The 23,202-nt window shown below is 65.9% G+C and carries 18 protein-coding genes; 9 read left to right on the top strand and 9 right to left on the bottom strand.

What is annotated here, in order from left to right; translation table 11 throughout:
* Window positions 1-17 precede the first annotated feature (17 nt).
* Window positions 18-215, top strand: coding sequence for a hypothetical protein (locus METLW3_RS28260; RefSeq protein WP_134188148.1), 198 nt, complete (start codon window positions 18-20; stop codon window positions 213-215).
* A 6-nt stretch (window positions 216-221) separates the two neighbouring features.
* Window positions 222-908: a Fic family protein gene (locus METLW3_RS27545; RefSeq protein WP_348625817.1), complete on the top strand. Its 687-nt coding sequence runs from the start codon at window positions 222-224 to the stop codon at window positions 906-908.
* Here METLW3_RS27545 and METLW3_RS0114760 read toward each other — a convergent pair.
* Complete coding sequence (locus tag METLW3_RS0114760; protein WP_024880658.1) at window positions 815-3,232, bottom strand: penicillin-binding protein 1A; 2,418 nt, start codon at window positions 3,230-3,232, stop codon at window positions 815-817. The genes METLW3_RS27545 and METLW3_RS0114760 overlap by 94 nt on opposite strands.
* Before the next feature lie 142 nt (window positions 3,233-3,374).
* Window positions 3,375-4,691 carry an N-acetylmuramoyl-L-alanine amidase gene (locus METLW3_RS0114755; protein WP_024880657.1) on the bottom strand — a complete coding sequence of 439 codons (1,317 nt, stop codon included), beginning with the start codon at window positions 4,689-4,691 and terminating at the stop codon, window positions 3,375-3,377.
* A gap of 892 nt (window positions 4,692-5,583) precedes the next feature.
* Between METLW3_RS0114755 and METLW3_RS0114745 the strand changes: the two genes are divergently transcribed.
* Window positions 5,584-8,523: an Rne/Rng family ribonuclease gene (locus tag METLW3_RS0114745; RefSeq protein ID WP_024880655.1), complete on the top strand. Its 2,940-nt coding sequence runs from the start codon at window positions 5,584-5,586 to the stop codon at window positions 8,521-8,523.
* 60 nt (window positions 8,524-8,583) lie between these two features.
* Here METLW3_RS0114745 and METLW3_RS0114740 read toward each other — a convergent pair whose 3' ends face one another.
* From METLW3_RS0114740 to METLW3_RS0114730, 3 genes are read right to left on the bottom strand one after another with little or no spacing between them, the layout of a single operon-like run.
* Entirely contained in the window at window positions 8,584-8,820 is a 237-nt protein-coding gene (locus METLW3_RS0114740) for a cysteine rich repeat-containing protein (protein ID WP_024880654.1), read from the bottom strand.
* Window positions 8,821-8,846: 26 nt separating this feature from the next.
* The gene (locus METLW3_RS0114735) at window positions 8,847-9,734 is read right to left on the bottom strand and encodes a sterol desaturase family protein (protein WP_024880653.1); all 888 of its coding nucleotides are present in this window, start codon (window positions 9,732-9,734) and stop codon (window positions 8,847-8,849) included.
* 16 nt (window positions 9,735-9,750) lie between these two features.
* Window positions 9,751-10,050: a hypothetical protein gene (locus tag METLW3_RS0114730; RefSeq protein WP_051465433.1), complete on the bottom strand. Its 300-nt coding sequence runs from the start codon at window positions 10,048-10,050 to the stop codon at window positions 9,751-9,753.
* A 182-nt stretch (window positions 10,051-10,232) separates the two neighbouring features.
* On the opposite strand from METLW3_RS0114730, the gene METLW3_RS0114720 reads away from it, so the two are divergent.
* Window positions 10,233-10,946 carry a response regulator transcription factor gene (locus METLW3_RS0114720; protein ID WP_024880651.1) on the top strand — a complete coding sequence of 238 codons (714 nt, stop codon included), beginning with the start codon at window positions 10,233-10,235 and terminating at the stop codon, window positions 10,944-10,946.
* On the top strand, window positions 10,943-12,280 hold the full coding sequence (locus tag METLW3_RS25620) for an ATP-binding protein (RefSeq protein ID WP_245267355.1): 1,338 nt from the start codon (window positions 10,943-10,945) through the stop codon (window positions 12,278-12,280). The genes METLW3_RS0114720 and METLW3_RS25620 overlap by 4 nt, the downstream gene beginning before the upstream one ends.
* 9 nt (window positions 12,281-12,289) lie before the next feature.
* On the opposite strand, the gene METLW3_RS25615 is transcribed toward METLW3_RS25620, so the two are convergent.
* Window positions 12,290-13,453 (bottom strand): aminotransferase class I/II-fold pyridoxal phosphate-dependent enzyme, encoded by a 1,164-nt coding sequence (locus METLW3_RS25615; RefSeq protein ID WP_026599079.1) that lies wholly within the window; start codon window positions 13,451-13,453, stop codon window positions 12,290-12,292.
* 62 nt (window positions 13,454-13,515) lie between these two features.
* Window positions 13,516-15,558 carry a M3 family metallopeptidase gene (locus METLW3_RS0114705; protein WP_024880650.1) on the bottom strand — a complete coding sequence of 681 codons (2,043 nt, stop codon included), beginning with the start codon at window positions 15,556-15,558 and terminating at the stop codon, window positions 13,516-13,518.
* Between the two features lie 225 nt (window positions 15,559-15,783).
* On the opposite strand from METLW3_RS0114705, the gene epsC reads away from it, so the two are divergent.
* Complete coding sequence (epsC, locus tag METLW3_RS0114700) at window positions 15,784-16,674, top strand: serine O-acetyltransferase EpsC (protein ID WP_051465530.1); 891 nt, start codon at window positions 15,784-15,786, stop codon at window positions 16,672-16,674.
* Between the two features lie 16 nt (window positions 16,675-16,690).
* On the opposite strand, the gene METLW3_RS0114695 is transcribed toward epsC, so the two are convergent.
* Entirely contained in the window at window positions 16,691-16,966 is a 276-nt protein-coding gene (locus METLW3_RS0114695; RefSeq protein ID WP_024880648.1) for a hypothetical protein, read from the bottom strand.
* A 134-nt stretch (window positions 16,967-17,100) separates the two neighbouring features.
* Here METLW3_RS0114695 and METLW3_RS0114690 point away from each other — a divergent pair, with 134 nt between their 5' ends.
* Window positions 17,101-17,496 (top strand): DUF202 domain-containing protein, encoded by a 396-nt coding sequence (locus METLW3_RS0114690; protein ID WP_024880647.1) that lies wholly within the window; start codon window positions 17,101-17,103, stop codon window positions 17,494-17,496.
* A gap of 33 nt (window positions 17,497-17,529) precedes the next feature.
* Here the strand turns inward: METLW3_RS0114690 and METLW3_RS0114685 are convergent, their stop codons facing one another.
* On the bottom strand, window positions 17,530-18,399 hold the full coding sequence (locus METLW3_RS0114685; protein WP_024880646.1) for a hypothetical protein: 870 nt from the start codon (window positions 18,397-18,399) through the stop codon (window positions 17,530-17,532).
* A gap of 328 nt (window positions 18,400-18,727) precedes the next feature.
* Between METLW3_RS0114685 and METLW3_RS0114680 the strand changes: the two genes are divergently transcribed.
* Window positions 18,728-20,347 carry a PepSY domain-containing protein gene (locus tag METLW3_RS0114680; RefSeq protein WP_024880645.1) on the top strand — a complete coding sequence of 540 codons (1,620 nt, stop codon included), beginning with the start codon at window positions 18,728-18,730 and terminating at the stop codon, window positions 20,345-20,347.
* A 348-nt stretch (window positions 20,348-20,695) separates the two neighbouring features.
* The gene (locus METLW3_RS0114675; protein ID WP_036308952.1) at window positions 20,696-23,194 is read left to right on the top strand and encodes a TonB-dependent receptor; all 2,499 of its coding nucleotides are present in this window, start codon (window positions 20,696-20,698) and stop codon (window positions 23,192-23,194) included.
* Window positions 23,195-23,202: the final 8 nt, after the last annotated feature.

The following is a 23,202-nucleotide window of genomic DNA, read 5'->3' as shown; positions in this document are numbered from 1 at the left end:
CGTGATAGTCTTCGCAAATGACGAAGCGAGACAATCCTATTGCCCGGCGGCGGTCCCTTACCTTGGGGCTGGTGGGCTTTTCGCGCATCAGCGCTGTCGAGGGCGTGCGTCTCGACGCCGACAGCAAGAGAATGTTCGCCAATTTCGAGCGTCGTGGCTTGACCGATGCGGAGCGTCGCTGCGCGATCTACGAAAAGCACGCGAAAAAAGCTTAAGGCGCAGTGTATCGCGCCGTCGTCGATCCCTATTGCTATAGCGGAACGAGGGTTCTGAAAAATCGTCTTGGACTTCGCGCGCAGGCCGATCTCGACGCATTCGAAGCGGATGCGACGGCGCAACGGTTTTCCGAACCGCTGCCGACGGGGCGCTTCGGCGTTCGACATTATCGCGCCGTCCATCGCCATATTTTCGGAGACGTCTATCGCTGGGCCGGCTGTTTCCTTTCCGTGAGAATCGCCAAGGGCGCGAGCATGTTCTGCTACCTGGAGCATATCGCCGCCGAAATGGCGCGGATATTCGACGGCCTTCGAAACGACGGCTGTCTCAGGGACTTGCCCGTCGATCTCTTTGCCGCGCGATCCGCTCGCTTCTTATCGGAGCTCAACGCCGTTCATCCGTTTCGAGACGGCAACGGCCGGGCGCAACGCGCGTTTTTTTGCGCTCCTCGCCGATCACGCGGGGCGCACGCCGAAGCTGCACAGACTGAAAGCGGAGTCCTTCCTCGCCGCCATGATCGAAAGTTTTCACGGCCGGGAGGAAAAGCTCATAAGCGAGATCGGGCGGCTGGTATCCTGATCCGAACTCCCGCCCCGCTTCAGTACAACCCGCCCGTCCCGCTGCCGACCTGCTTGTCCACATCCTGCGCGGCGCCGGACTGCAATCCGCCGTCGCTGCCGGCCGGGGAATAGGAGTCCGGCGGCGCGGTGCCGGGCTTGAAGGCCTCGAGGATGGAGCCGGAGCCCTTCGAGCGCAGGCCCGAATGCGGATCGACCGAGATCAGCTTGATGCCCGGCGGCACGCGGAAAGGCACGTCGGGCTTGTCCTTCAGCGCCACCGTCATGAAGTCGCGGAAGATCGGCGCGGCATAGGTCGCCGCCTGGGCGCTCTTGCCCTCGCCGACCGGGCGGGGGCGGTCGTAGCCGATATAGACGCCGACGGCGAGATCGGGCGAGAAGCCGACGAACCACAGGTCCTTGGCCTCGTTGGTCGTGCCCGTCTTGCCGGCGAGATGCTTGCCCACAGCTTTGATCGACTGGCCGGTGCCGCGCTCGATGACGCCTTCCATGATGGAGGTGATCTGATAGGCGGTCAGCGGATCGAGCACCTGCTCGCGCTTGTCGATCAGCTTGGGCTCGTTCTGGCTCTCCCATTTGGGGGCGTCGCAGCCCAGGCACTGGCGCTCGTCATGGCGATAGATCGTCTTGCCCCAGCGGTCCTGAATGCGGTCGATCAGCGTCGCCTTCACGCGTTTGCCGCCATTGCAGAGCATGGAATAGGCGGTCACCATGCGCATCACCGTCGTCTCGCCGGCGCCGAGCGCCATGGGCAGATAGAGCGGCATGTCGTCGTAAATGCCGAAGCGCTTGGCGTATTCGGCGATCAGCGGCATGCCGACATCCTTGGCGAGGCGCACGGTCATCATATTCTTGGAGTGCTCGACGCCATAGCGCAGCGGATGCGCGCCAGTGCCGTGGGCGCCCTCGAAATTCTCCGGCGTCCAGCTCTCGCCATTGGCCTGCACGATGGTGATCGGCTCGTCGAGGATGGAGGAGGAGGGCGTGTAGCCATTGTCGAGCGCGGTGGCGTAGACGAAGGGCTTGAAGGAGGAGCCCGGCTGGCGCAGCGCCTGCGTCGCGCGGTTGAACTCCGACTGATCATAGGAAAAGCCGCCGACCATGGCGAAGACGCGGCCCGTATACGGGTCCATCGCCACCATGGCGCCGGAGATTTCCGGGATTTGGCGCAGCCGATACTGCCCCGGCCGGCCGGAGAGCGGCTCGACATAGATGACGTCGCCCGGCGTCACTGCGGCGCGAACGCTGCGGCCGGCCCAGCGCATGCCCTCTTGCGAGAGCTGGCCGGTCTCGCGCTCGCGCGCCACCTCGCCGGATTTCTCGCGTCCGGGCTGCAGGCCGATGCGGGCGAAGCTGTCATTCGTCTCCAGCACCACGGCGAGACGCCAGGGCTTCACATCGCCGAGCGCGGGAATATCGGCGAGCGGCAGGCCCCAATCATAGGAGATGTCGATATGGCGCATCGGCCCGCGGAAGCCATGCGCCTCGTCGAAGCGCACCAGACCGTCTGCCAGCGCCTTGCGGGTGATGGCCTGCATCTTGGGGTCGAGCGTCGAGCGTACCGAGAGGCCGCCCTCATAGAGCTTCTTATCCCCATATTTGTCGAGCAGCTCGCGGCGCACCTCCTCGGCGAAATAGCCGGCGACATAGGTGTTGGGCGAGGTCACGCGCGGATTGACGCCGAGCGGCTCGGTCTTGGCCTTGTCGCCGTCCTTCTGCGAGACGAAGCCGTCGGCGACCATGCGGTCGATGACGTAATTGCGGCGCTCGAGCGCGCGGTCGCGATGCTGGAACGGATGGTAGTTGTTCGGCGCCTTGGGCAGGGCGGCGAGATAGGCCGCCTCCGGTATCGTCAGCTCATAGACCGATTTGTTGAAATAATTCAGCGCCGCGGCGGCGACGCCATAATTGCCGAGGCCGAGATAGATCTCGTTGAGATAGAGCTCGAGGATGCGGTCCTTGGGATAGGCCGCCTCTATGCGGAAGGAAATCAGCGCCTCGCGAATCTTGCGCTCGAAGCTGCGCTCATTGCCGACGAGGAAGTTCTTGGCCACCTGCTGGGTGATGGTGGAGGCGCCTTGCATGTGCCGGCCGCCCTGGGCGAGGATCGAGGCTGCGCGGGCGATGCCCTCGAAATCGACGCCATTATGCGTGTAGAAATTCTTGTCCTCGGCCGAGATGAAGGCCTGCTTGACGAGCGGCGGAATCGCCGAGGTCGGTAGGAACAGCCGGCGCTCGCGCGAATATTCGGCGAGGATGGAGCCGTCATTGGCGTGGATGCGCGTCGTGACCGGCGGCTCGTAATTGCGCAATTGCGCCGTGTCCGGCAGATCCTTCGAGAACACGTAGACGACGCCGGCCGCCCCGGTCACGGCGATCAGGAACACGATGGCGCCGGTCGCGAAGAGGAAGCCGAAGAACCGGACGAGCAGACGCATGAAGGATGATCCTCGAGGGAGACGCGTTGCTTCAAATCTGGAGCGCGTCGCGCCGACGGCGTCCCGTTTAGAGCATATTTTGTCGTGACGGAAACCCGAATCGGCCTCCCACCATCCCCATCCTTATCCCAATTTTTATGTTTTATTGTGGGCGCTGTGTCGTGGCCACGGCCTGAGAGGGCGCGCTGGCCTGAAGCTGCGCCGGTTCCCGGCGTTCGTCGAAATAGCGCTCGATCGCCTGCGCCGTGGCGTCCGCGGCGCGCTCGCGCCATTCCGGCGACAGCAGTCGCGAGAGATCGCGGTTGCTGGACAAATAGCCGAGCTCCAGCAGAACGGACGGAATATCGAAGGCTTTCAGCACGACGAAGCCGGCCGAGCGGCTCGGATTCTTGTTGAGATGGCCGACGGTCTGCCAATAGGCGATCAGCGTGCGGGCGAAGACATGGCTATAGGCGCGCGTCTCGCGGCGGGTGAGATCATAGAGAATGTCGCCGACCTCGCCCGCTTCCTCGGATTTGCGCTCGAGCCCGGCGGCGCGATCGGCGAAATTTTCCTTCTCGGCGATCTTGGCCGCCTCGGCGTCGGAGGCGCGGGCGGAGACGGTATAGACCGTCGCCCCCTCCACGCTGGTCTCGCCCAGCGTGTCGGCGTGGATCGAAAGGAACAGCTCCGCCCCGGCCTGGCGCGCGACGCGCACGCGCTCGTCGAGCGCCATGAAGGCGTCCTCATTGCGGGTGAGCAGCACGCGCATCTTGCCGTCCGCCTCGAGCTTGCCCTTCAGCGCGCGGGCGAATTCGAGGACGATGGTCTTCTCCTGCTCGCCATGCGGGCCGGCGGCGCCGACATCGACTCCGCCATGGCCGGGATCGATGACCAGCAGCGGCTTGGCGTCGGCCGCGGGGGGCGGCGCCTCGGCCGCGGTTCTGGCGGCGGGGGCAGGGGCGAGCCGGGACGCCTCGGCGGCGAAGCTCGCCGCATCGGTGGGCTCGAGCTCGATGACGAGGCGCGGGGTCCCGAGCTTCGAATCGCTCGCGGCGCGAATGATCTTGGCCGGCCGCGCGAGGTCGATGACGATTCGCGAGCGTCCGGGCGCGAAATGACCGAATCGGAAGGAGGTCACGAGATCGTCGCCGCCGCGCTTGTCCTTGGCCGGGCGGCCGATCTCCGGGTCGAGGCGGAAGGCCATCTCCGGGAGATCGACGACGATTCGATAGGGATCGGCGACCGGAAATACCGTCGGATTCACCTCCGCCGTCGTCTCGAAGACCAGACGGGCGTGGTCCTTCTGCTGCTCCATGCGGACGGCGATGGCCGAGAGCGGCTCGGGCGCGGCCGGCCCGGCCGCTGCGGGCGAGCCGGCGAGGGCGAGACAGAGGGCCGCCGCCGCAAATCGCAGCGCAGGCGCACGTCGCCCGCCTCTCCGCGAAGGCCCGGCCCCCGTCGGTCGCTTCTCGTCCATGTTCTGAATCGCCCCGCTTGCGCGTTCGCCCGTTGATAATATGGCGCGGCTCGCGCATGCGCGCGACCCCGAAATCTTTCTGAGGATAACTGGTTAACGCGACGTTAGAGCGCGTTCCGATCGAAAGGAATTCGTTCGATCGATCAGAATTCGCTCGACAAAAGAGAATGATGGCGCGTTCCGATCGAACGGGTTCGTTCGATAGATCGGAACTCGCGCCCCAAAAGCGATCAATGGCGCGGAATCGTCCGATCGCTCGGAATTCGCTTCGAAAAAAAGAGAATTGCGCGCTTTTTCGGCCATTTCGGGCGCCAGCCTGTGGGCGGAGCCTTCGGCCAACTTGCGGTGTCGCCTTCGAGACATTATGTATGGAAACGTTCCGTGGAAGGGTTCGAAATACGCCTCGCGCAATTTCGGCATTTTACGGCGCCGGGAACCGTCTCGGGACGGACGGCGTTTTTTCCGCGGAACGAATTACGTTCGAATGCACGCCTCGCGCGCGGGTTCCGGACGGGCGGGCGCCGCCGTAAGGCGCTGTGACATAAGGTTTTTGTGACGAGCTCATGGCGAAGTCCATGACATGCCGCCAATCGAGGCCCCGCTCCGCGCGAGAGTATCGCGCGCCGGGGGGCGTATCGATTCGCGCTGTCGCGCCGAGCCGTCGTCACTTCGGCTCCTGGTCGGTCCCGCTTCGGCGGCCGGTCGGGCCTCTCGCCCAGTTCGCCGGCGGTCGCGCCGGTTCGCGTATCCGATGTTTCGCGATCGACACCAACTCCCAGAAGACACGCGTCGACGCTCCGACGCTTCGCCGGACCGCGGTCGCATCGTCCCTCACGGGACGTTCGCTCGAGACCGCCGGCGTCGCCTCGCGTCGCGCCGCAAAGAGTTTCTCATGGCCAACAAAATGCTCATCGACGCCTCCCACCCGGAGGAAACCCGCGTAGTCGTGCTACGTGGCAATCGCGTTCAGGAATTCGACTTCGAAGCCGCCGACAAAAGGCCTCTGCGCGGCAATATCTATCTCGCCAAGGTCACGCGTGTGGAGCCTTCGCTCCAGGCCGCCTTCGTGGATTACGGCGGCAATCGCCACGGCTTTCTGGCCTTCGCCGAAATTCATCCTGATTATTATCAGATTCCCGTCGCCGATCGGATCGCTCTGCTCGAGGAGGAGAGCCGCGTCCATCAGCAGGAGGACGAGGAGCCGCGCTCCCATGGCGGTGGCGGAGGTCGTCGCCGCTCGCGCCGCCGCCATTCGGACGGCGCCGAGAAGCGCGCCAATTCCGACGAGGTGATTTCCGAGAGCGCTTCCGAGAGCGAGGAGACCGACGCCGCCGAGGAGGCTGTGTCGGCCGAGGCGCCGGCGGAAGAGATCCGCGCCGAGAGCGCGGAGCCCGAATCGCTCGCCGAGAGCCCTTCTGCCGAGGCGAGCCCGCAGGAGGCCGACGAGGCCGAGCCGATCGCCATCGATCCGCAGGGCTTCGGCGTCGTCGAGGTCGGCCATGTCGAGGAAACGCCGGCCGAGCCGGCCGAGGCCGATCACGAGGTCAAGGCCCGTCGTCAGGACGAGCGGGACCAGAGCGAGCGCTATGTGGAGCATGAGGTCGAGCGCGAGGAGGCCGAGGCCCGCCGCCGCCGCGACGACGACCATGACGACGAGGAAGAGCACGAGGACGAGGAAGAGCACGTCGAGCATATCGGCGGCGACGCTATGGAAGAGGTGCCGCACCGGCCCTCGCGCTCGCGCCGTCAATATAAGATCCAGGAGGTCATCAAGCGCCGCCAGGTTCTGCTCGTGCAGGTCGTCAAGGAGGAGCGCGGCAACAAGGGCGCGGCGCTGACCACCTATCTCTCGCTCGCCGGCCGCTATTCCGTGCTGATGCCCAACACCGCGCGCGGCGGCGGCATCTCCCGCAAGATCACCGACGGCGCCGATCGCAAGCGCCTGAAGGAGATCGTGCAGGAGCTCGAGGTTCCGGAGGGCATGGGCGTCATTCTGCGCACCGCCGGCGCCACCCGCACCAAGGCCGAGGTCAAGCGCGACTTCGAATATCTCCTGCGCATGTGGGAGAGCGTGCGCGAATTGACCCTGCGCTCCAGCGCGCCGACGCTGGTCTATGAGGAAGGCTCGCTCATCAAGCGCGCCATCCGCGACCTCTACGGCCGCGACGTCGAGGAGGTCATCGTCTCTGGCGAGGAGTCCTATCGCGAGGCGAAGGACTTCATGCGCATGCTCATTCCGAGCCACGCCAAGAATGTCCGCCTCTATCGCGATCCCAATCCGATCTTCGCCTCGGCCGGCGCGGAGGCGCAGCTCGACGCGCTATTCTCCAATCAGGTGACGCTGAAGTCGGGCGGCTATCTGGTCATCAATCAGACCGAGGCGCTGGTCGCCATAGACGTGAACTCGGGCCGCTCCACCCGCGAGCATAATATCGAGGACACGGCGCTGCGCACCAATCTGGAGGCGGCCGACGAGGTCGCCCGCCAGTTGCGCCTGCGCGATCTCGCCGGCCTCATCGTCGTCGATTTCATCGACATGGAGGAGAGCCGCAACAATCGCGCCGTCGAGCGCCGCTTGAAGGATGCGCTGAAGAACGACCGCGCCCGCATTCAGGTCGGCCGCATCTCGCATTTCGGCCTGCTCGAAATGTCGCGCCAGCGCATTCGCGCCGGCGTGCTCGAGGGCTCGACCGTGCCTTGCCCGCATTGCGCCGGCGCCGGCACGGTGCGCTCCACCGCCTCGATCGCGCTGCATGTGCTGCGCGTGCTCGAGGATGCGCTCATCAAGAGCGCAGCGCATGACATCAGCCTGCGCACGCGCACTGTGGTGGCGCTCTATATTCTCAATCAGAAGCGCAACCATCTGCAGGCTCTGGAGCGCCGCTTCGGCGTCGCCATCACCGTCTCCGCCGACGACAGCCTGACCGGCACCTCTTATCATGCGCTGGAGCGCGGCGAGCCGGCCACCGGCGTGCGCGAGCTTCCGGCCCAGAACGCGCTGCGCGTCGATTCGCTCGCCGATCTCGAGGACGAGATCGAGGTCGAGGCCGAGGCCGATGCGGGCGCCGAGGATGATGAGATCGTCGAGCGCCGGCCCGAGGTCGCGCGTCGCGAGGAACGCTCGGCGCGTCCGCCCTTCGCCGAGGAAGAGGGCGAGGGCGAGGACCAGCCGCGGGCGCGCCGTCGGCGCCGTCGTCGCGGACGCGGCGGCGGACTCTCCGGCGGAGAAGCGCCGGCGCCGGGCGCCGAGCAGCCGTCGGATGAAGGCCTCGCCATTGTCGCGGAGATCGATGGCGTTCCCACAGCGCCCTCCAATGAGGTTCCGCGTCCTGCCGAACGCGGCAGCCGCGGCGGACGCGGTCGCCGCGCCGGCCGTTGGACGCGCTCCTCGCCGCTGCCGCCCGAATTTCGCGAGCAGGGCGCTTTCCCGCTCGACGAGGGCGCCGCCGACGCGGCTGTTTCCCCGGCCGAGGCGCATATCCCGCCTTATGAGGCGACCGAGGCGCCTCCGGCTCCCGTCGTGACGGAGGCTGCTCCGATCGTCGAGGCGTTGGTCCCGGAGGCTCCGGTCCCGGAAGCCTCGGCCTCGGAAGCCCCTGCCGATTCGGCTCCGCCTGTCGCGGCCGCCGCCCCTAGCGCGCCTGCGCCCGAGGCTCCCGCGGCCCCTGCGCCGGAGCCTGCGGCTCCGCCGTCTCCGATCGTGCATGAGGCCGACGCTCCGCCGGCTCCGCCGCGCAAGCCGACCGAGACGATCATCACCGAGGCCGACCCCAATCGCCCCAAGAAGGGCGGCTGGTGGCAGCGGGCCAAGGCCTCGCTCGGCGGCGAATGACGAAAAAAGCGCGACGGCCTCGCCGTCGCGCCTATCTTTTCCGCGAGCTTACGTGCCGAGTTACTTGCCGAGCGCCTTCGCGCAATCCGGCCCGAGTTCCGACGCATGGTTCTGCAGGCAGGCCATGATGCGGCCGCCGCCCGGCATGACGCCGCTGCAGAAGCGCTGATAATCCTCCTTGCAGGCTTTCTTCATCGCATCGGCCTTGGCGCCGGCGGGCGCCGTCTGCGCTGCGGCCGGACCCGCGGCCAGGGCGAGCGCCACTGCGGCGAGGGCGTAAAGCGTCGTTTTATTCATCGTCATTCTCCTCTTTTTGAAAAAACTCAGGCTGTGATGGCCTTCGCCTCTCTGTGGCGGGGCGTTTCCTCGGATGCGCCGGGCGGCGCGAACAATGCCCGCAGCGCAGCGCGCCAATCGGCGGCGGCGGCGGCGTCGCGGAACATTGCGGCCCATTCACCGAGCGCGATCTTCAGCGGATTGAAGCTCGGCGTTCCGCCGACGAGCCCGTAGCGCAGCGCTTCCTGCTTCGGCGCCTCGGCGAATGTGCCGAACAGGCGATCGAAGACGATCAGCACGCCGCCGTAATTCCTGTCGAGACAGGATTCGTTGGAGGCGTGATGCACGCGATGATGCGCCGGCGTGTTCAGCACATATTCCAGCGCGCCCAAGCGCGGGCAGAACTCCGTATGGATGAAGAACTGGTAGAGCAGATTGCCGGTCAGCATCAGCGCTATGGCGATGGGGTGGAAGCCGATGAAGGCGAGCGGCAGGAAGAACAGGAAATTGCCCGAGAGCCCCGCCGTCCATCCGAGCCGCACCGCCGCCGTATAATTCATGCGCGTCGGTGAATGATGAACGCTATGCGTCGCCCACAGCCAGCGCACGCGATGCGAGGCGCGATGGTCCCAATAATAGAAGAATTCGACGCCGATGAAGAGCGCGACGAGAGCGAGCGCGCTGGTCGGATCGAAATCGAGGAGGCGATGCTCATAGGCGAAGGCGTAAGGCCCGGCCATGATCAGCGCCTCGGCCCCGCGCAGCAGCGAGCGCCCGAGCGCTACGCCCAGCGAAGCGGCGCTCTCGCGCAGATCGTGACGCTCGTGCGCGGTAAAACGCGCGAATGCATATTCGAGCGCCATGAAGCCGATGGCGGCGGCGAGAATGATCAGCCTCGCATGGAGGTCGATCGGGGAATTGGTGAGTTGCGGCATGATGGGTCTCCTGCTCTCAACGCGAGACGGAGCGCGTGTAGTCATAGGAGCGGCCGCGCGGACCAGAGCCTTGGCTGCTGACATTGCAGGAGCCGCCGCCGCAATTCGCCGAGCCGGAACGGCTCCAGGCTCCGCGAGGGCCGGAACCGCCGCCGCTCCAGGAGCACGAGCCGCCGGCGCAGCTTCGCGAGGAGCCCCAATTGCTCGTCCCGCGCGGACCGGTGAAAGAGCCGCTGCGCGTCCAGGCGTCGGCCTCGGACACGGCGGCGAATGTCATCAGCGCGGCCAGAGCCGGAGCGGCGATGGATCGAAACATGTGAAATCTCCTCTTCCTCTTGCCGTCGATGCTTCGACGTGAGGATGAGGATGCGCGCGCTTCGTCCTGCGCCGATCACCGCCGCGCGACTTTTCGTCTCCTTTTGTCGCGCTTTCGTAACATCGTGTAACAGCGCCTCTCGCGCTCTTGCCTGAAAGGCGCGGTGGATCGACATTTGCCTCATGAGCGCGCCCGCGGCCCGAATTCTGATGGTGGAGGACGATCCAGAGATCGGCCGGCTGGTCGGCGATTTTTTGCGCCGCGAGGGCTTCGAGCTCATTCTCGCGCAGGACGCGCGAGCGATGGACGAATCGCTCTCTCTCGCGCGGCCGGATTTGTTGATCCTCGATCTGATGCTGCCGGGCGAGGACGGCCTCTCCATCTGCCGGCGCTTGCGCGCGAGCGATTCTCTGCCGATCCTGATGCTGACGGCGAAAAGCGACGAGATCGATCGCGTCGTCGGCCTCGAAATGGGCGCCGATGATTATCTGACGAAGCCTTTCGGGCCGCGCGAATTGCTCGCCCGCGTGCGCGCGCTGCTGCGCCGTGCGCAGGCGGAGCCGAGCCGGCCGGCGAGCCGGCGCTATTCTTTCGATCGCTTCGTGCTCGATCTCGACGCGCGCAACTTCGAATCCGCCGGCGCGCCGATCGCGCTGACCAGCGCGGAATTCGATTTGCTCGCCTGTTTCGCCCAGCATCCGCGCCGCGTGCTGACGCGCGATCAATTGCTCGATTGGACGCATGGCCGCAACGCCGATCCTTTCGATCGCGCGATCGACATGCTGGTCTCGCGCCTGCGCAAGAAGCTCGATGCGGCGGGCGCGAGCGGCGATCTCATCGCCACTGTGCGCAATGGCGGCTATTTGTTCAAAGCCGAGGTTCGGCGCCTCTCATGATGTCGCGCTGGACCATAGCCGCGCGCCTCACGCTCATCGTCATCGTGAGCCTGACCGCCGTTTGGGTCGCCGCCATCGCCGCTCTCTATCGCTTCACCGCGGATGAGAGCGCGCGCGCACGGCCGACCCCCGAACATGTCGCCGCCGTCGTCGAGCTGATCGAGCGCACGCCGCCGCAAATGCGCGCGCTGGCGCTGGAGGCGGTGGCGTCGCCGCTATTCGCGCCGCGGCTTCTGCCGGCCGGCGTGGTCGCGACGCCGTCCGGTCCGCTCGTCGCGGAAGACATTCGCCGCGACTATGCCGCCGCGCTGGACGGCCGCGCGCTGGTTTTGGAATGGCGCCCCACTTTGCCGATCGGCCGCCGATTTCCGCGTCTCGCGGGCGCGCTCTCTAATGCGCTCGAGTTCCGCATCTCATTGAGCGGCGGCGAGACTCTGCTCATCGACACGCGCGGCGCGATGATGGTGGCGCGTTCGGGCGTTCCGGTCGGGCTGCTCGCCGGCCTTTTCGGCACGCTCGTGGCGCTCGCCGCGCTGCTCGTCATGCATCGCGAGACGAAGCCGATCGCGCGTCTCGCCGCCGCGGTCGACGCGATCGATCTTTCCGGCGAGCCGGCGCCGCTGCCGCGCCAGCGCGGCAATGCGCCGGAAGTGCGCGCGCTCGTCGCCGCCTTCGAGCGATTGCAGGCGCGGCTCTTCGGTCTCCTGCGCGCGCGCATGGCGCTGATCGGCGGCATTTCGCATGACGTGCGCACATTCGCGACGCGCCTGCGGCTGCGCGTCGAAGCGATCGCCGACGATGGCGAGCGGAGCCGCGCCATTGCGGATATAGACGATATGATCCGGCTGCTCGACGATGCGCTTCTCTCGAGCCGCGCCGGCGCGGGTGAGCTCGCGCGCGAGATGATCGATGTCGCGGCGCTGCTTCGCGCCGAGATCGAGGATCGCGCGCAGAGCGCAGCTGTCGATATAGATTTGGGCGGCGTCGCCGATGCGATCGTTCTCGGAGATCGATTGGCGCTACGTCGCGTCTTCGCCAATCTTATCGACAATGCGCTGAAATATGGCCATGCCGCGCACGCTTCTCTCACATTGCGCGGCGCCTGCGTCGAGATCGCCGTCGAGGACGAAGGGCCGGGAATCCCGGAGGCGCAGCGCGCGCTGATGCTGGAGCCGTTCAGCCGGCTGGAGACATCGCGCAGTCGCGGCGCGGGCGGCGCCGGCCTCGGCCTCGCCATTGTGCGCGCGCTCGTCGAGGCGCATGGCGGCGAGGTGACGATCGGCCGTGCCTCGAAAGGCGGCGCGCGCGTCGCCGTTACGCTGCCTTTGTTTTAAAAGGTCGGTTCACTTTCCGAGCCAGGCTGCGAGACGCTCGAGGCCGAGACGCACCTCGCTCTCCGGCCCGGCGTAGGAGAAGCGCAGCATGCGCTTGCCGCGCGCGCGATCGAAATCGATTCCGGGTGTGACGGCGACGCCGGCCTCCTCCAGCATGCGCTTGCAGAAGGCGGCCGAATCCGCGGAAAAGCGCGAGATATCGGCGTAGATGTAAAAGGCGCCGTCCGGCGGCGCGAAATCGGCGAAGCCCAATTGTGGCAGCCGTTCCAGCAAGAGCGCGCGGCTGCGCGCATAGCCGGCCTTCACCGCCTCGAGCTCCGCCTTCGCGTCGAAAGCCTCGAGCGCGGCGATCTGCGCCAGCGTCGGCGCGGAGATGGCGAGCGATTGTTGCAGCCGCTCCATCGGCCGCACCAAGGATTCTGGCGCGACCAGCCAGCCGAGCCTCCAGCCGGTCATCGCGTAATATTTGGAGAAACTGTTCACGACGATGGCGTTGCGCGAATGCGCCAGCGCCGTCTCGCAAGCGCGCTCATAGGAGAGGCCGTGATAGATCTCGTCGGAGACGAAAAGAATTCCGGCGTCCTCGCAAAAGGCGCAGATTTTTTCAAATTCGTCGCTCGGAATCATCGCTCCGGTCGGATTGGCCGGGCTCGCCAGCAGCGCGCCGTCGAGGCGCTTTGCGCGATGCGCCGCCTCGAGCAGAGCGGCGGTCGGCGAATAGCGCGTGTCGGCGCCGACATCGATCAGCACGGGCTCGAGGCCGAGCGAGGCGAGGATATTGGCGTAGGCCGGATAGCCCGGCGCCGTCATGGCGATGCGCGCGCCCGGATCGAAACCAGCGAGAAAGGCCAGCAGAAAAGCGCCCGACGATCCGGTGGTGACGATGACGCGCTCCGGCGAGACTTCGACGCCATAGGCCTCGCCATAATGGCGCGCGATGCGCTGGCGTAGCGCTGGCCGGCCGAGCGCTTCCGCATAGCCGATGGCGCCTTCGGCGAGCGCGCGCGCCGCGGCCTCGCGCACGGCGAGCGGCGCCGGCGCGCCGGGCTCGCCCAGCTCCATATGGACGATGCGGCGGCCCTGCCGCTCGAGCTCGCGCGTTTCGCTCAGCACATCCATCGCGATGAAGGGCGCGATGGCGCTGCGTTTGGAAGGGGAGGGAGGCGTCGTCATGCGATCAGCATAGCGGCGACGAATATGACATTCGTGGGGCGCGCCGCTGCGCTCTCGTTCGGCTAACGGGCGAAGCCGCGCTGGCGCAGCAGCGCATCGACATTCGGCATGCGGCCGCGGAAGGCGACATAGGCCTCGGCCGGGTCCTGCGTTCCGCCGGCGGCGTAGATGTGACGGCGCAAGCGTTCGGCAATGTCGGGCGCGAAAGGATCGCCGGCCTCGAGGAAAGCCTCATAGGCGTCGGCGTCGAGCGTCTCCGCCCAGAGATAGGAGTAATAGCCGGCCGAATAGCCGTCGCCGGCGAAGACATGGGTGAAATGCGGCGTCCTGTGGCGCATCACGATCTCTTCCGGCATCGATATGCGCGCGAGGCTCTCGCGCTCGAAGCGAGGCGCGTCGAAGCTCTCGTCTATGGCGCTTTCGTGCAGATCGAGATCGACATAGGCGGAGGCGCAGAATTCGACGCTGGCGAAGCCCTGGTTGAAGTGCCGCGACTTTTGGATGCGCTCGAGCAATTCCTCCGGCATGGGCGCGCCGGTCTCGGCGTGGCGCGCGAAGCTACGGAGAATTTCCGGCTCCAGCAGCCAATGCTCGTAGAGCTGCGAGGGCAGCTCGACGAAATCGCGCGCGACATTGGTGCCGGCGACGAGCGGATAGGTGACGTCCGACAACATGCCGTGCAGCGCATGGCCGAACTCATGGAACAAAGTGTGCGCGTCGTCGAGGCTGAGCAGCGTCGGCGCGCCATCGGGCGCGCGTGAGAAGTTCAGCACATTGACGACGATGGGACGAATGCGTCCGCTGAGATTTTCCTGGCTACGGAATTCCGACATCCAGGCGCCGCCGCGCTTGGAGGGGCGCGCGAAATAATCGCCGAGGAAGAGCGCGACATGCTCGCCCTTCGCATCGCGGACATCGAAGGCGCGCACGCTCGGGTGATAGAGATCGAGGCCTTCCACCTCGACGAAGGAGAGGCCGAACAAACGTGTTGCGACATGAAATGCCGCAGCGATCATCTGATCGAGCTGGAAATAGGGACGCAGCTCCGCCTGGTCGAGATCATAGCGCTCCTTGCGCACGCGCTCGGCGTAATGGCGCCAGTCGGAGGCGCCGATCGCGACATTGGCGCCGTCGCGTTCGGCGAGCGCCTGCAGATCGTCGCGCTCCGCCTTCGCCGCCGCCAGCGCCGGCGCCCAGACGCGATCCAAGAGTTCGCGCACCGCTGTCGGCGTCTTCGCCATCGTGTCGTCGAGCTTATAGGCGGCGAAATTCGCAAAGCCGTTGAGCTGCGCGCGCTCCTCGCGCAGGCGCAAAATCTCGGCGATCAGCGCGCGATTATCGGTCGCGCCGCCATTCTCGCCGCGGCTGGCCCAGGCGCGGAAGGCGGTCTCGCGCAGATCGCGGCGCGTCGAGCTCTGCAGAAAAATCTCGACGCTCGAGCGCGCCAGAGTGACGCCAAATTTGCCCGGCACGCCGCGCTCGCGCGCGACATTGGCGGCGGCGGCGCGAAAATCCTCGGAGAGGCCGTTGAGATCGGTCTCGTCGAGCAGCAGAAGATAATCGGCCTCGTCGGCGAGAACATTCTGCGCGAAAGCGGTGGTGAGATTGGCGAGGCGCTCGGATATTTCGGCCATGCGGCGCTTCGCCGTCTCGTCGAGCTTCGCGCCGGCGCGCAGGAAGCGCTTATGCGTCAGCTCCAGCACGCGCGCCTGCTCGTCGGTCAGCGCCAGCGCGTCGCGGCGGGCATAGAGCGCATCGACGCGGGAAAACAGCGCGGCATTCAGCAATATTTCATTCTCGTGCCGCGCCAGCGCGCCGGATATGTCGCGCTCGATCTCCTGCAGCTCGGGCGTGGTGTCGGTCGCGGCGACATTCCAGAAGACGCCGCCGACGCGCGCGAGGAGGCGGCCGGAGCGCTCGAGAGCGGCGATCGTGTTCTCGAAATCGGGCGGCGAAGGATCATCGGCGATGCGCGCGATCTCGGCCAGATTTTCCGCCATGGCGGCCTCGAAGGCGGGACGGTAGTGCTCGGCCTTCAGCGCGCCGAAGGCCGGCAGGCCGAAAGCTTTGGTCGAGGCGGAGAGCAGCGGATTTTCGGTCGTCATCGGATCCCTCGGACTTCGCGGGAGATTTAAGGGCTCGGAGGCCGACGCGCCAGCCGACTCGGCGGTTGTTGTCGATCCTTTAGTAGTGTAGTAGATTTATAGACTGAATATAATGAGGCGACGGTTTCCGCCGCCTGTCGAAGGAGCGGCGCGGTGACGGAAGCAAAGCATGGGCCGCATGCAGGAAATGGGTCCGAGCTCAGCGGCTTTCCGCAGCTCGGCCGCATCGTCGCGGAGCTCGGCGAATTGCGCCGCGCCGCGCAGAAGCGCCGCTATCGCGACGGGCGCCTGCCCGAGCTGCCCTCGCGCGAGGCGACGATGGAAATCATCGATGGGCTCGCGGCGAGCCTCTATCCGCGCCATTTCGGTCCGCCGGAGCTGACCACCGACGGCGCCGACGGCTTCGTGCTCTACACGCTGGACAAGAGCCTGCGCGCCTTGCGCGAGCAGGTGCGGCGCGAGCTGCAATTGCTGGCCAATGGCTCCGACGACGGAACCATCGACCATCGCTCGCACGCGCATGAGATCGTCGATGCATTCGCGCAGGCGCTGCCGCGGATACGCGCGCTGCTCGACACCGATATTCGCGCCGCCTATGAGGGCGATCCTGCGGCCAAGAGCCTCGACGAGGTGGTGTTCTCCTATCCCGGCCTTTCGGCGATCATTCGCCACAGGCTCGCGCATCGTCTCTATCTGCTCGGCGCGCCCATGCTCGCGCGGCTCGTCTCGGAGATCGCGCATTCGGCGACGGGAATCGACATTCATCCCGGCGCGGAGATCGGCGAAGCCTTCTTCATCGATCACGGCACCGGCGTCGTCATCGGCGAGACCGCCGTCATCGGCAAGAATGTGCGGCTCTATCAGGCGGTGACGCTGGGCGCCAAGCGATTCGAGGTCGATGCGGACGGCGCGCTGGTGAAGGGCGGCGCGCGTCACCCGATCATAGAGGACGATGTGGTGATCTACGCCGGCGCCACAGTGCTCGGCCGCATCACTATCGGCCGCGGCTCGGTGATCGGCGGCAATGTCTGGCTGACGCATGGCGTGCCGGCGGGCAGCAATGTCACGCAGGCGAAGCCGCTGAGCGAATCCTTCACCTTCGGCGCCGGCATCTGATCGTCACGGTCGAGCGTCACGGCGCCAGCTCGGGGGCGCTCGCCGCCGGCTCCTCCTTCGCTTCTATGTCGCCCGTCGGCGCGCGATTGGCGGAGAGCGCCGAGCACAGCGCCGCCGCATTGTCCCATGTGCAGGTGGTCGCGCCGATTCCGCGCGTGCATGTGCATCGGTAGAGCACGCCCGCCACGCATCGCGTGGCGCCGGAGTCGTTCGTCGATCGACAATCCTGGGCGGCGGCGGCGCTCGCGGCGATCACAATGGCGGCCGTGAGGCTTCGCATCGGATAAATCATGACGGATGCTCCGAAGATGTCTGCGGATCGACCCCGGGCTATCTATCGCGTCGTCGAAGGGGTTCAATACGCGTCGACTCGTCGCGCCCGCGACCGCGCGAATCGCGTTCCCCGGCCGCGAGAGAGGAGACGCCATGATTCGCGATTATGTCAGCCACGCCGCCAATGAGCGGACGTTTCTCGCATGGGTTCGCACCGGCATTGCGATCATGGCGCTCGGCTTCGTGATCGAAAAATTCGACCTTTTCGTGCATACGATCAGCATCACGCTACCGGAGGTAGAGCGCGGTCCGATCTTGCAGCGTTTCGAAAAATTGTCGGGACCATTGACGAGCGGTGGAGGCGGCGGCCTGCTGGTGCTCGGAGGAGTCGCGCTGATCGTCGTCGCAACCGTGCGTTTCATCCGCACGCGGCGTCTCATCGCCGACGAGGCGCAGCATGGTTTCGACGCTGGCGTGTTCGAGCTTGTCGTTCTCGCCGCTCTGCTGCTGCTCGGCTCGGGATTCGTCGTCTATCTCGCGATCGGCTGACGCGGCGCGACGATCGCGCTTGTCGCGACCGCTTCACCGACCATGCGTGCCCGTCGCGGGGAGGTCTTCCTCGAGCGGCTCGATCGGCGCCGGCGCCTCGTGCTGCGGCGCGCGCCGCGGCCCGCCTTCCTGTTCGGCGCGGCGGAATTCCTCATATCCCTCGTAGATCGGCGCGAGCAGGCCGTTGCATTCCGAGCGCGACAATTTCGTCTTGTGCATGAGAATCTCGACGGTGCGCTCCAGCTCCTTTTGCAAATGCCGCAGCCGCATCGCTGTGACCGATTGCAGCTCCTCGAAGATGGAGAAGCTCAGCCGCTGCTTCTCCTCTTCTGAGAGCGAGGCGGTGTAATGCGTCTTGTGCATGAAGGACTGCGCCAGACGAAAGGCGGTGTTCATATTGCGGTCATCGACGCCGTCCTGCGGCGGCGCGCCGAGGAAAATGTGCTCGGCGATTCGCGGCGCGAGCGCGCGCATCGCATGCAGCGCATCCTTGTCGGCCGGCGTCGCGAGATCATTGATGAAATGGGCGACGCCTTTCTCCTGCTCGAATTGCACATCGGCGAGCCAGAGATCGGAGCCGGCGCGTCCAGAGCCGCGAAACAGCGAGACGCTGTGTGTGCGCAAGCCGCCGGTCGCCGAGATCAGCATGATGCCGGCGGCGCGCGTCGCCGTGCGGCGCCGTCCCGATGTGTCTGGATCGGTGGGGGCCATGCGCTTGCTCACGGCGCGGCGCAGGGCGCGCGCGGCCTTCTCGGCGCGCTGGCGCTCCGCCTCTATGCGCTGCTGCTCGCGCAGCGCTGCGAGCGCCTGCTCGCGCGCCGCCATCGCCTCCGCGTCGATCGTCGACGTCTCCGCCTTGCTCGGCTTCGTCTTGCGTCGCGTATGCGCAATATAGGTGCCCACGCCGCTCCTCCGCAGAGCGCTCGGCTCATCGATCGCGATCTCATGAAATGTCGCGAGCGTCCGAGGCGCAGGAGAAACGCTAGCGCCGAAGACGACGGCTTCGCGATTGTGGAGATTCCCCCTGTGGCGAACACGCAATCCTGCGCGGGGAGGGGGCTGCCGGCGCGGCGGCGCTCGGCGTCCATCGCCCTGCGAAGGCGGGGAAAAGCGGATATATTCCTATTTACCTAGTCGTGTTTATCAATTAAATTTCGCGGCGATTTTTTCCTGATTTCGCCGTGGGCGGAACCGCCGCCGCGGCCATTCAGCGCGAGGCGGAGCGTCACGAATGTCGATCTTGCTCTTTCTGCACCGATGGGTGGGCGTCGTATTGGCGCTGTTCATGCTCGTCTGGTTCTCGACCGGATTTTCCATCGCCTTCATCGGCTCGCCGACAATCGATCGCGCGCAGCGGCTGGCGCATGCGCCGGCGCTTCTTCCGCAGGACGGCTGGCTCTCGCTGGGCGAGGCGCTGAGCGCCAGCGCTGCGGCCCGCGCGCAGGCCGTCAAGGCCGGTGGCGAGGCTGCCGGCGGCGGAATGGGGCATGGCGGTGGAACGGGAGGCGGAGGCCGTCACGCGCATGGCGGTGGCGCCAAGGCCGAGAGTGGCCTCGCCGACGCGCGGCTGCTGCGGCTGGGCGAGGAGCCGATCTGGCTCATCGAGGACGGCGCCGGCCGGCGCTTCGCCCTGTCGGCGACGAATGGCGCGCTGGTCGAGGTCGACCTGCAGGCGGCGGAACGAATCGCCCGCGACTGGCTCGGCGCGCCCTCGCTGCTCTATCTCGACACGGTGGATGCGGCCGTCGGCGTGCGCAACGCCGAGTCGCTGAAGCCGCTGCATCGATTCGCGACGGGCGACGCCGCGGGCACGCAGATCATCGTCTCGGCGCGCACGGGCGAGGTCGCGCAAGTATCGACGCGAGTCGAGCGCGCTTTCATCTACGCCGGCAATTGGCTGCATCTCTTCCGCTGGCTGGATGTGCTCGGCGCCGGCGATTATCGCCGCGACGCGCTGACCTATGTCGGATTTTTCGCCGCCATCGGCGCCTTCAGCGGCATCGTCATCGGCTGGATCAAATGGAAGCCGGGATTTTTCGGCCGTCCGACCTATGCGCGCGGACGCACGCAGCCCTATCGCGAGACCTGGCTGAAATATCATTTCTGGGCCGGACTCATCGGCGGGACTTTCGCTTTCTTCTGGGCGGCGAGCGGCTTTCTCTCCACCAATCCCGGGCAGATCTTCTCGCAGGCGACCGCGAGCCGGGAGGAGCTGGCGCGCTATCGCGGCGCCGCGCTTCCGCAGGCTTTCGCCGATTGGCGGCCCACAGCCGCGCTCGGCCTCGCCGCCGATGTCGTCGAGCTGTCCTGGAGCCGCCTCGGCGAGGAGGCGCTGCTGCTCGCGCAATCGCGTGACGGCGCGCGCCGCGCCGTCGCCGTTCCGGGCGCCGTCGCCGGCCTCGGCGAGCAATCGCTTCTCGCCGCCGCGACTCGGCTGAAGGAGGGCGTCGCCATCGCCGGCGCCGAGACGCTCGCCGATTACGATTCCTATTATTTCGCCAATCATCGGCAGACGGCGCTCGACAAGCCCTTGCCCGTGCTGCGCGTCGATTTCGCCGACGCCGAGCATACGTCTCTCTATGTCGATCCGACAGACGGCCGCCTGCTCGCGAAATTCGACACGAGCCGGCGCGTCTATCGCTGGGTCTATTCGGCCGTGCATCATTGGGATTTCGGCTGGTTCCGCAATCATTGGCTCTGGTGGGGCTGGATGGGCGTCTGGGTCTCCTTCGGCGTCGCGCTGAGCGCCAGCGCCGTGGTGCTGGCATGGCGGCGCCTGCGGCGCTCCATTCCCGTCCCCCAGGCGGCGAGCGGCGAAAGGCGCGCCAGACGCGCTGCGCAAACCGCCTGACAGGCGTCCGCTCCGGCCGGAACTCTCTATTTTCATCATAGGGTTGAGAGAAAAATACCCCGTCTCCGTGAGGAGGCGGGGCATTTTTTTTGCGCGCGCGCAATCTCCCTGTTGCAGTGGCGCCACAGGCGATGCGCGAAAGGCCGCCGCTCGCCGGGAAGGGCGAGCGAAGCTGTTGACGTCCCCTACTAAATCTACGTAGTCTATAGATATTATACGTAAGCGCGCCATGGGGGAGCGCTGCGTAGACCGTCGCCGCGGCTCCGCAAGGGGCCGCGTGCGACGGGACATGGGGAAACTGTGGTGATGTCGAGAGCGAGTGGAGCAAAGAGAGAGTCGCGTGCGAATTTGTTGCGCAGCGTCGGTTTCGCCTCATTGGCCGCGGCGGGCGTTCTGGCCTACGGAGTGGTTTCGGCCGGCCCTTCGACTGCGCAATCGGCGCCTGCGCCGGCCGCCGACGCTGCGGTCGCCCAGGCCGACGCCGCCGCGGCCGCCAATGCGCAGGTCGACGATGTGACCGTGACCGCGCGACTGCGCGAGGAGAAAGCCCAGGACGTGCCGCTGCCGGTCAGCGTCGTCGGCAGAAAGACCGCCGAGCGCGAGCATATCGAGCGTCTGGGCGATTTCGCGCAGAAGGTGCCGAACTTCGTTCCCTATGTCACCAATCCGCGCACCTCCGCCATGGCGATCCGCGGCATTTCGGGCATTTCCGGCGGCGCCGATGGCTCGGAATCGGCGGTCGGCCTCATCGTCGACAATGTGTTCTACACGCATGTCGGCTTCCAATGGGCCGATTTCGTCGATCTGCAGAGCCTCGAGGTGGCGCGCGGCCCGCAGGGCACGCTGCTCGGCAAGAACACGACGGTCGGCGCCGTCGTCATTCACACACAGCTGCCGTCCTTCACGCCGGAGGCGAGCTTCGAGACCTCCTTCGCCAATCGCAGCCGCATCATCGAGAAGACGAATATCAGCGGGCCGATCATCGACGATAAGCTCGCCTATCGCGTCACCTTCTTCCTGGACAAGGGCGACGGCGCGATCAATGACGCGCTCACCGGCGCCGATCTGCTCAACAATAATCGTTGGGGCGTGCGCGGCCAGCTCTATTATGTCGGCGACAATTTCACCGACCGTCTGATCTTCGATCGCCTGCGCTCGGACGAGTACAACAATTACAGCGGCGTCATCGGCAATAGTTTCCCCGTATGGGCCAATGGCGCGGCCAACACGACCTATGCGCAAAATCTCGCGTCGCGTCTGCATTATCCGATGCTCGTCAATAGCCCTTATTCGCCGGTCATGTCGCGCCTAGGCAATCTCGACCAGCGCACGACGGGCGTCTCCAACGAGATCAATGTGCAGCTCGGCGAGCACACGCTCACGGCGATCTCCGCCTGGCGCGAGTTCATCCTGCATCCGCGCAACTCGCTCGGCAATAATTACACCCAGATCAGCGGCAACGCCTATGACGTGAAGGTCGATCAATATTCGCAGGAGGTTCGCCTCGCCTCGCCCAAGGATCAGACGCTCGAATGGCAAGTGGGCGTCTATAGTCTATACGAGACGGTGTCGTCCTATCAGCACACCGACTATGGCTATCAAGCGTCGCAATGGCTGCTCAATAATTTCAACGCGAATCCGGCGCTGCTCAACGGCACGTCGGAGCATACGGACGGCAAGGCGCGCACCTTCAGCCTCGCGGAATTCGGTCAGGCGACCTGGCACATAGATGAGCAATGGTCGCTGACCGCGGGTCTGCGCGACACGTTCGAGATCAGGGGCGGCTCGGATTTCGGCTGGGCGAGCGGCGTCTACACGGCGGCGCAGGCGGCGGCGATGCAGACCGCTTATGGCGCGACCTTCTTCGACACCGGCGGACAGAAGGCGACGCGCAACTCGCTTTCGGGCCTCATCAATCCGTCCTACAAATATAGCGAGAACATTCTCGTCTACGGCTCCGCCGCGCGTGGCGAGAAGTCGGGCGCCATCAATACCGGCGCGCTGCCGATCACCGACAGCAAGGGTAATTTCAAGGAATGGCAGCCGGTCGTCACCAAGCCGGAGGTGTCATGGGACTATGAGCTCGGAATCAAGACCAATTGGTTCGACAACAAGCTCACCTTGAACGGCAATCTCTATTGGAACGACATCTACGACTTCCAGTCGATCCTGGTGAACACCAGCATCGTCGACGTGACCGGCATTCCGCTGCGCAAGACTTATCTCGGCAATATCGGCCATGTGCGTCTGCGCGGCTTCGAGTTCGACGGCCGTTGGAGTCCGCTCGAGCGGCTGTCGATCACCCTGTCCGGCGCGCTGACGGAAGCTCGCTATATCAACTATAAGAACGCCGCTCCGGCTCCGGATTGGACTTGGCCGACATCCGCCAACGTCAATGGCGTGGCGGCGCCGCTCTCCGTCGATCTCTCCGGTCAGCGCATCACCGGCGGCGTCTCCGGCAACAGCCCCGTCGCGCCTTATTCGTTCAACATAGGCGCGAATTACGAACATCCGCTCGGCCGGATCTTCGAAGGGCTCGGCGGCGTCGCGGATGTCCCCGTCACCGCATTCGTCTATGGAAACCTCGCCTGGAAATACAAGACGCAGCTCTCGCAGCCGGGCTCGCTCTATTCGGTGTTCCAGCCTTCCTATTCCGTCGTCAATTTCGGCATCGGCCTGCGGACCGACGACGATCGTTACAGCCTGCATTTCTGGGCGAAGAATCTCTTCGACCAGCGATATGTCGTCGCGCAGACCATCGGCACGAGCACGGCGGCGCAGACGGTGACGTTCGGCGACAACGCTTTCCGCGCTTACGGGGCGACGTTGAAAGTCAAGCTCTACTGACAAGCAGA

The sequence above is a fragment of the Methylosinus sp. LW3 genome (assembly GCF_000527115.1).
Classification (GTDB): Bacteria; Pseudomonadota; Alphaproteobacteria; order Rhizobiales; family Beijerinckiaceae; genus Methylosinus.
This window is presented reverse-complemented; position numbering and strand designations above follow the sequence as displayed.

Excerpts from the sequence above, each read along its gene's own strand:
- METLW3_RS28260 (WP_134188148.1), top strand. The coding sequence starts at position 18 with ATGACGAAGCGAGACAATCCTATTGCCCGGCGGCGGTCCCTTACCTTG.
- METLW3_RS0114760 (WP_024880658.1), bottom strand. The coding sequence starts at position 3,232 with ATGCGTCTGCTCGTCCGGTTCTTCGGCTTCCTCTTCGCGACCGGCGCC.
- METLW3_RS0114755 (WP_024880657.1), bottom strand. The coding sequence starts at position 4,691 with ATGGACGAGAAGCGACCGACGGGGGCCGGGCCTTCGCGGAGAGGCGGG.
- METLW3_RS0114745 (WP_024880655.1), top strand. The coding sequence starts at position 5,584 with ATGGCCAACAAAATGCTCATCGACGCCTCCCACCCGGAGGAAACCCGC.
- METLW3_RS0114740 (WP_024880654.1), bottom strand. The coding sequence starts at position 8,820 with ATGAATAAAACGACGCTTTACGCCCTCGCCGCAGTGGCGCTCGCCCTG.
- METLW3_RS0114735 (WP_024880653.1), bottom strand. The coding sequence starts at position 9,734 with ATGCCGCAACTCACCAATTCCCCGATCGACCTCCATGCGAGGCTGATC.
- METLW3_RS0114730 (WP_051465433.1), bottom strand. The coding sequence starts at position 10,050 with ATGTTTCGATCCATCGCCGCTCCGGCTCTGGCCGCGCTGATGACATTC.
- METLW3_RS0114720 (WP_024880651.1), top strand. The coding sequence starts at position 10,233 with ATGAGCGCGCCCGCGGCCCGAATTCTGATGGTGGAGGACGATCCAGAG.
- METLW3_RS25620 (WP_245267355.1), top strand. The coding sequence starts at position 10,943 with ATGATGTCGCGCTGGACCATAGCCGCGCGCCTCACGCTCATCGTCATC.
- METLW3_RS25615 (WP_026599079.1), bottom strand. The coding sequence starts at position 13,453 with ATGACGACGCCTCCCTCCCCTTCCAAACGCAGCGCCATCGCGCCCTTC.
- METLW3_RS0114705 (WP_024880650.1), bottom strand. The coding sequence starts at position 15,558 with ATGACGACCGAAAATCCGCTGCTCTCCGCCTCGACCAAAGCTTTCGGC.
- METLW3_RS0114695 (WP_024880648.1), bottom strand. The coding sequence starts at position 16,966 with ATGATTTATCCGATGCGAAGCCTCACGGCCGCCATTGTGATCGCCGCG.
- METLW3_RS0114690 (WP_024880647.1), top strand. The coding sequence starts at position 17,101 with ATGATTCGCGATTATGTCAGCCACGCCGCCAATGAGCGGACGTTTCTC.
- METLW3_RS0114680 (WP_024880645.1), top strand. The coding sequence starts at position 18,728 with ATGTCGATCTTGCTCTTTCTGCACCGATGGGTGGGCGTCGTATTGGCG.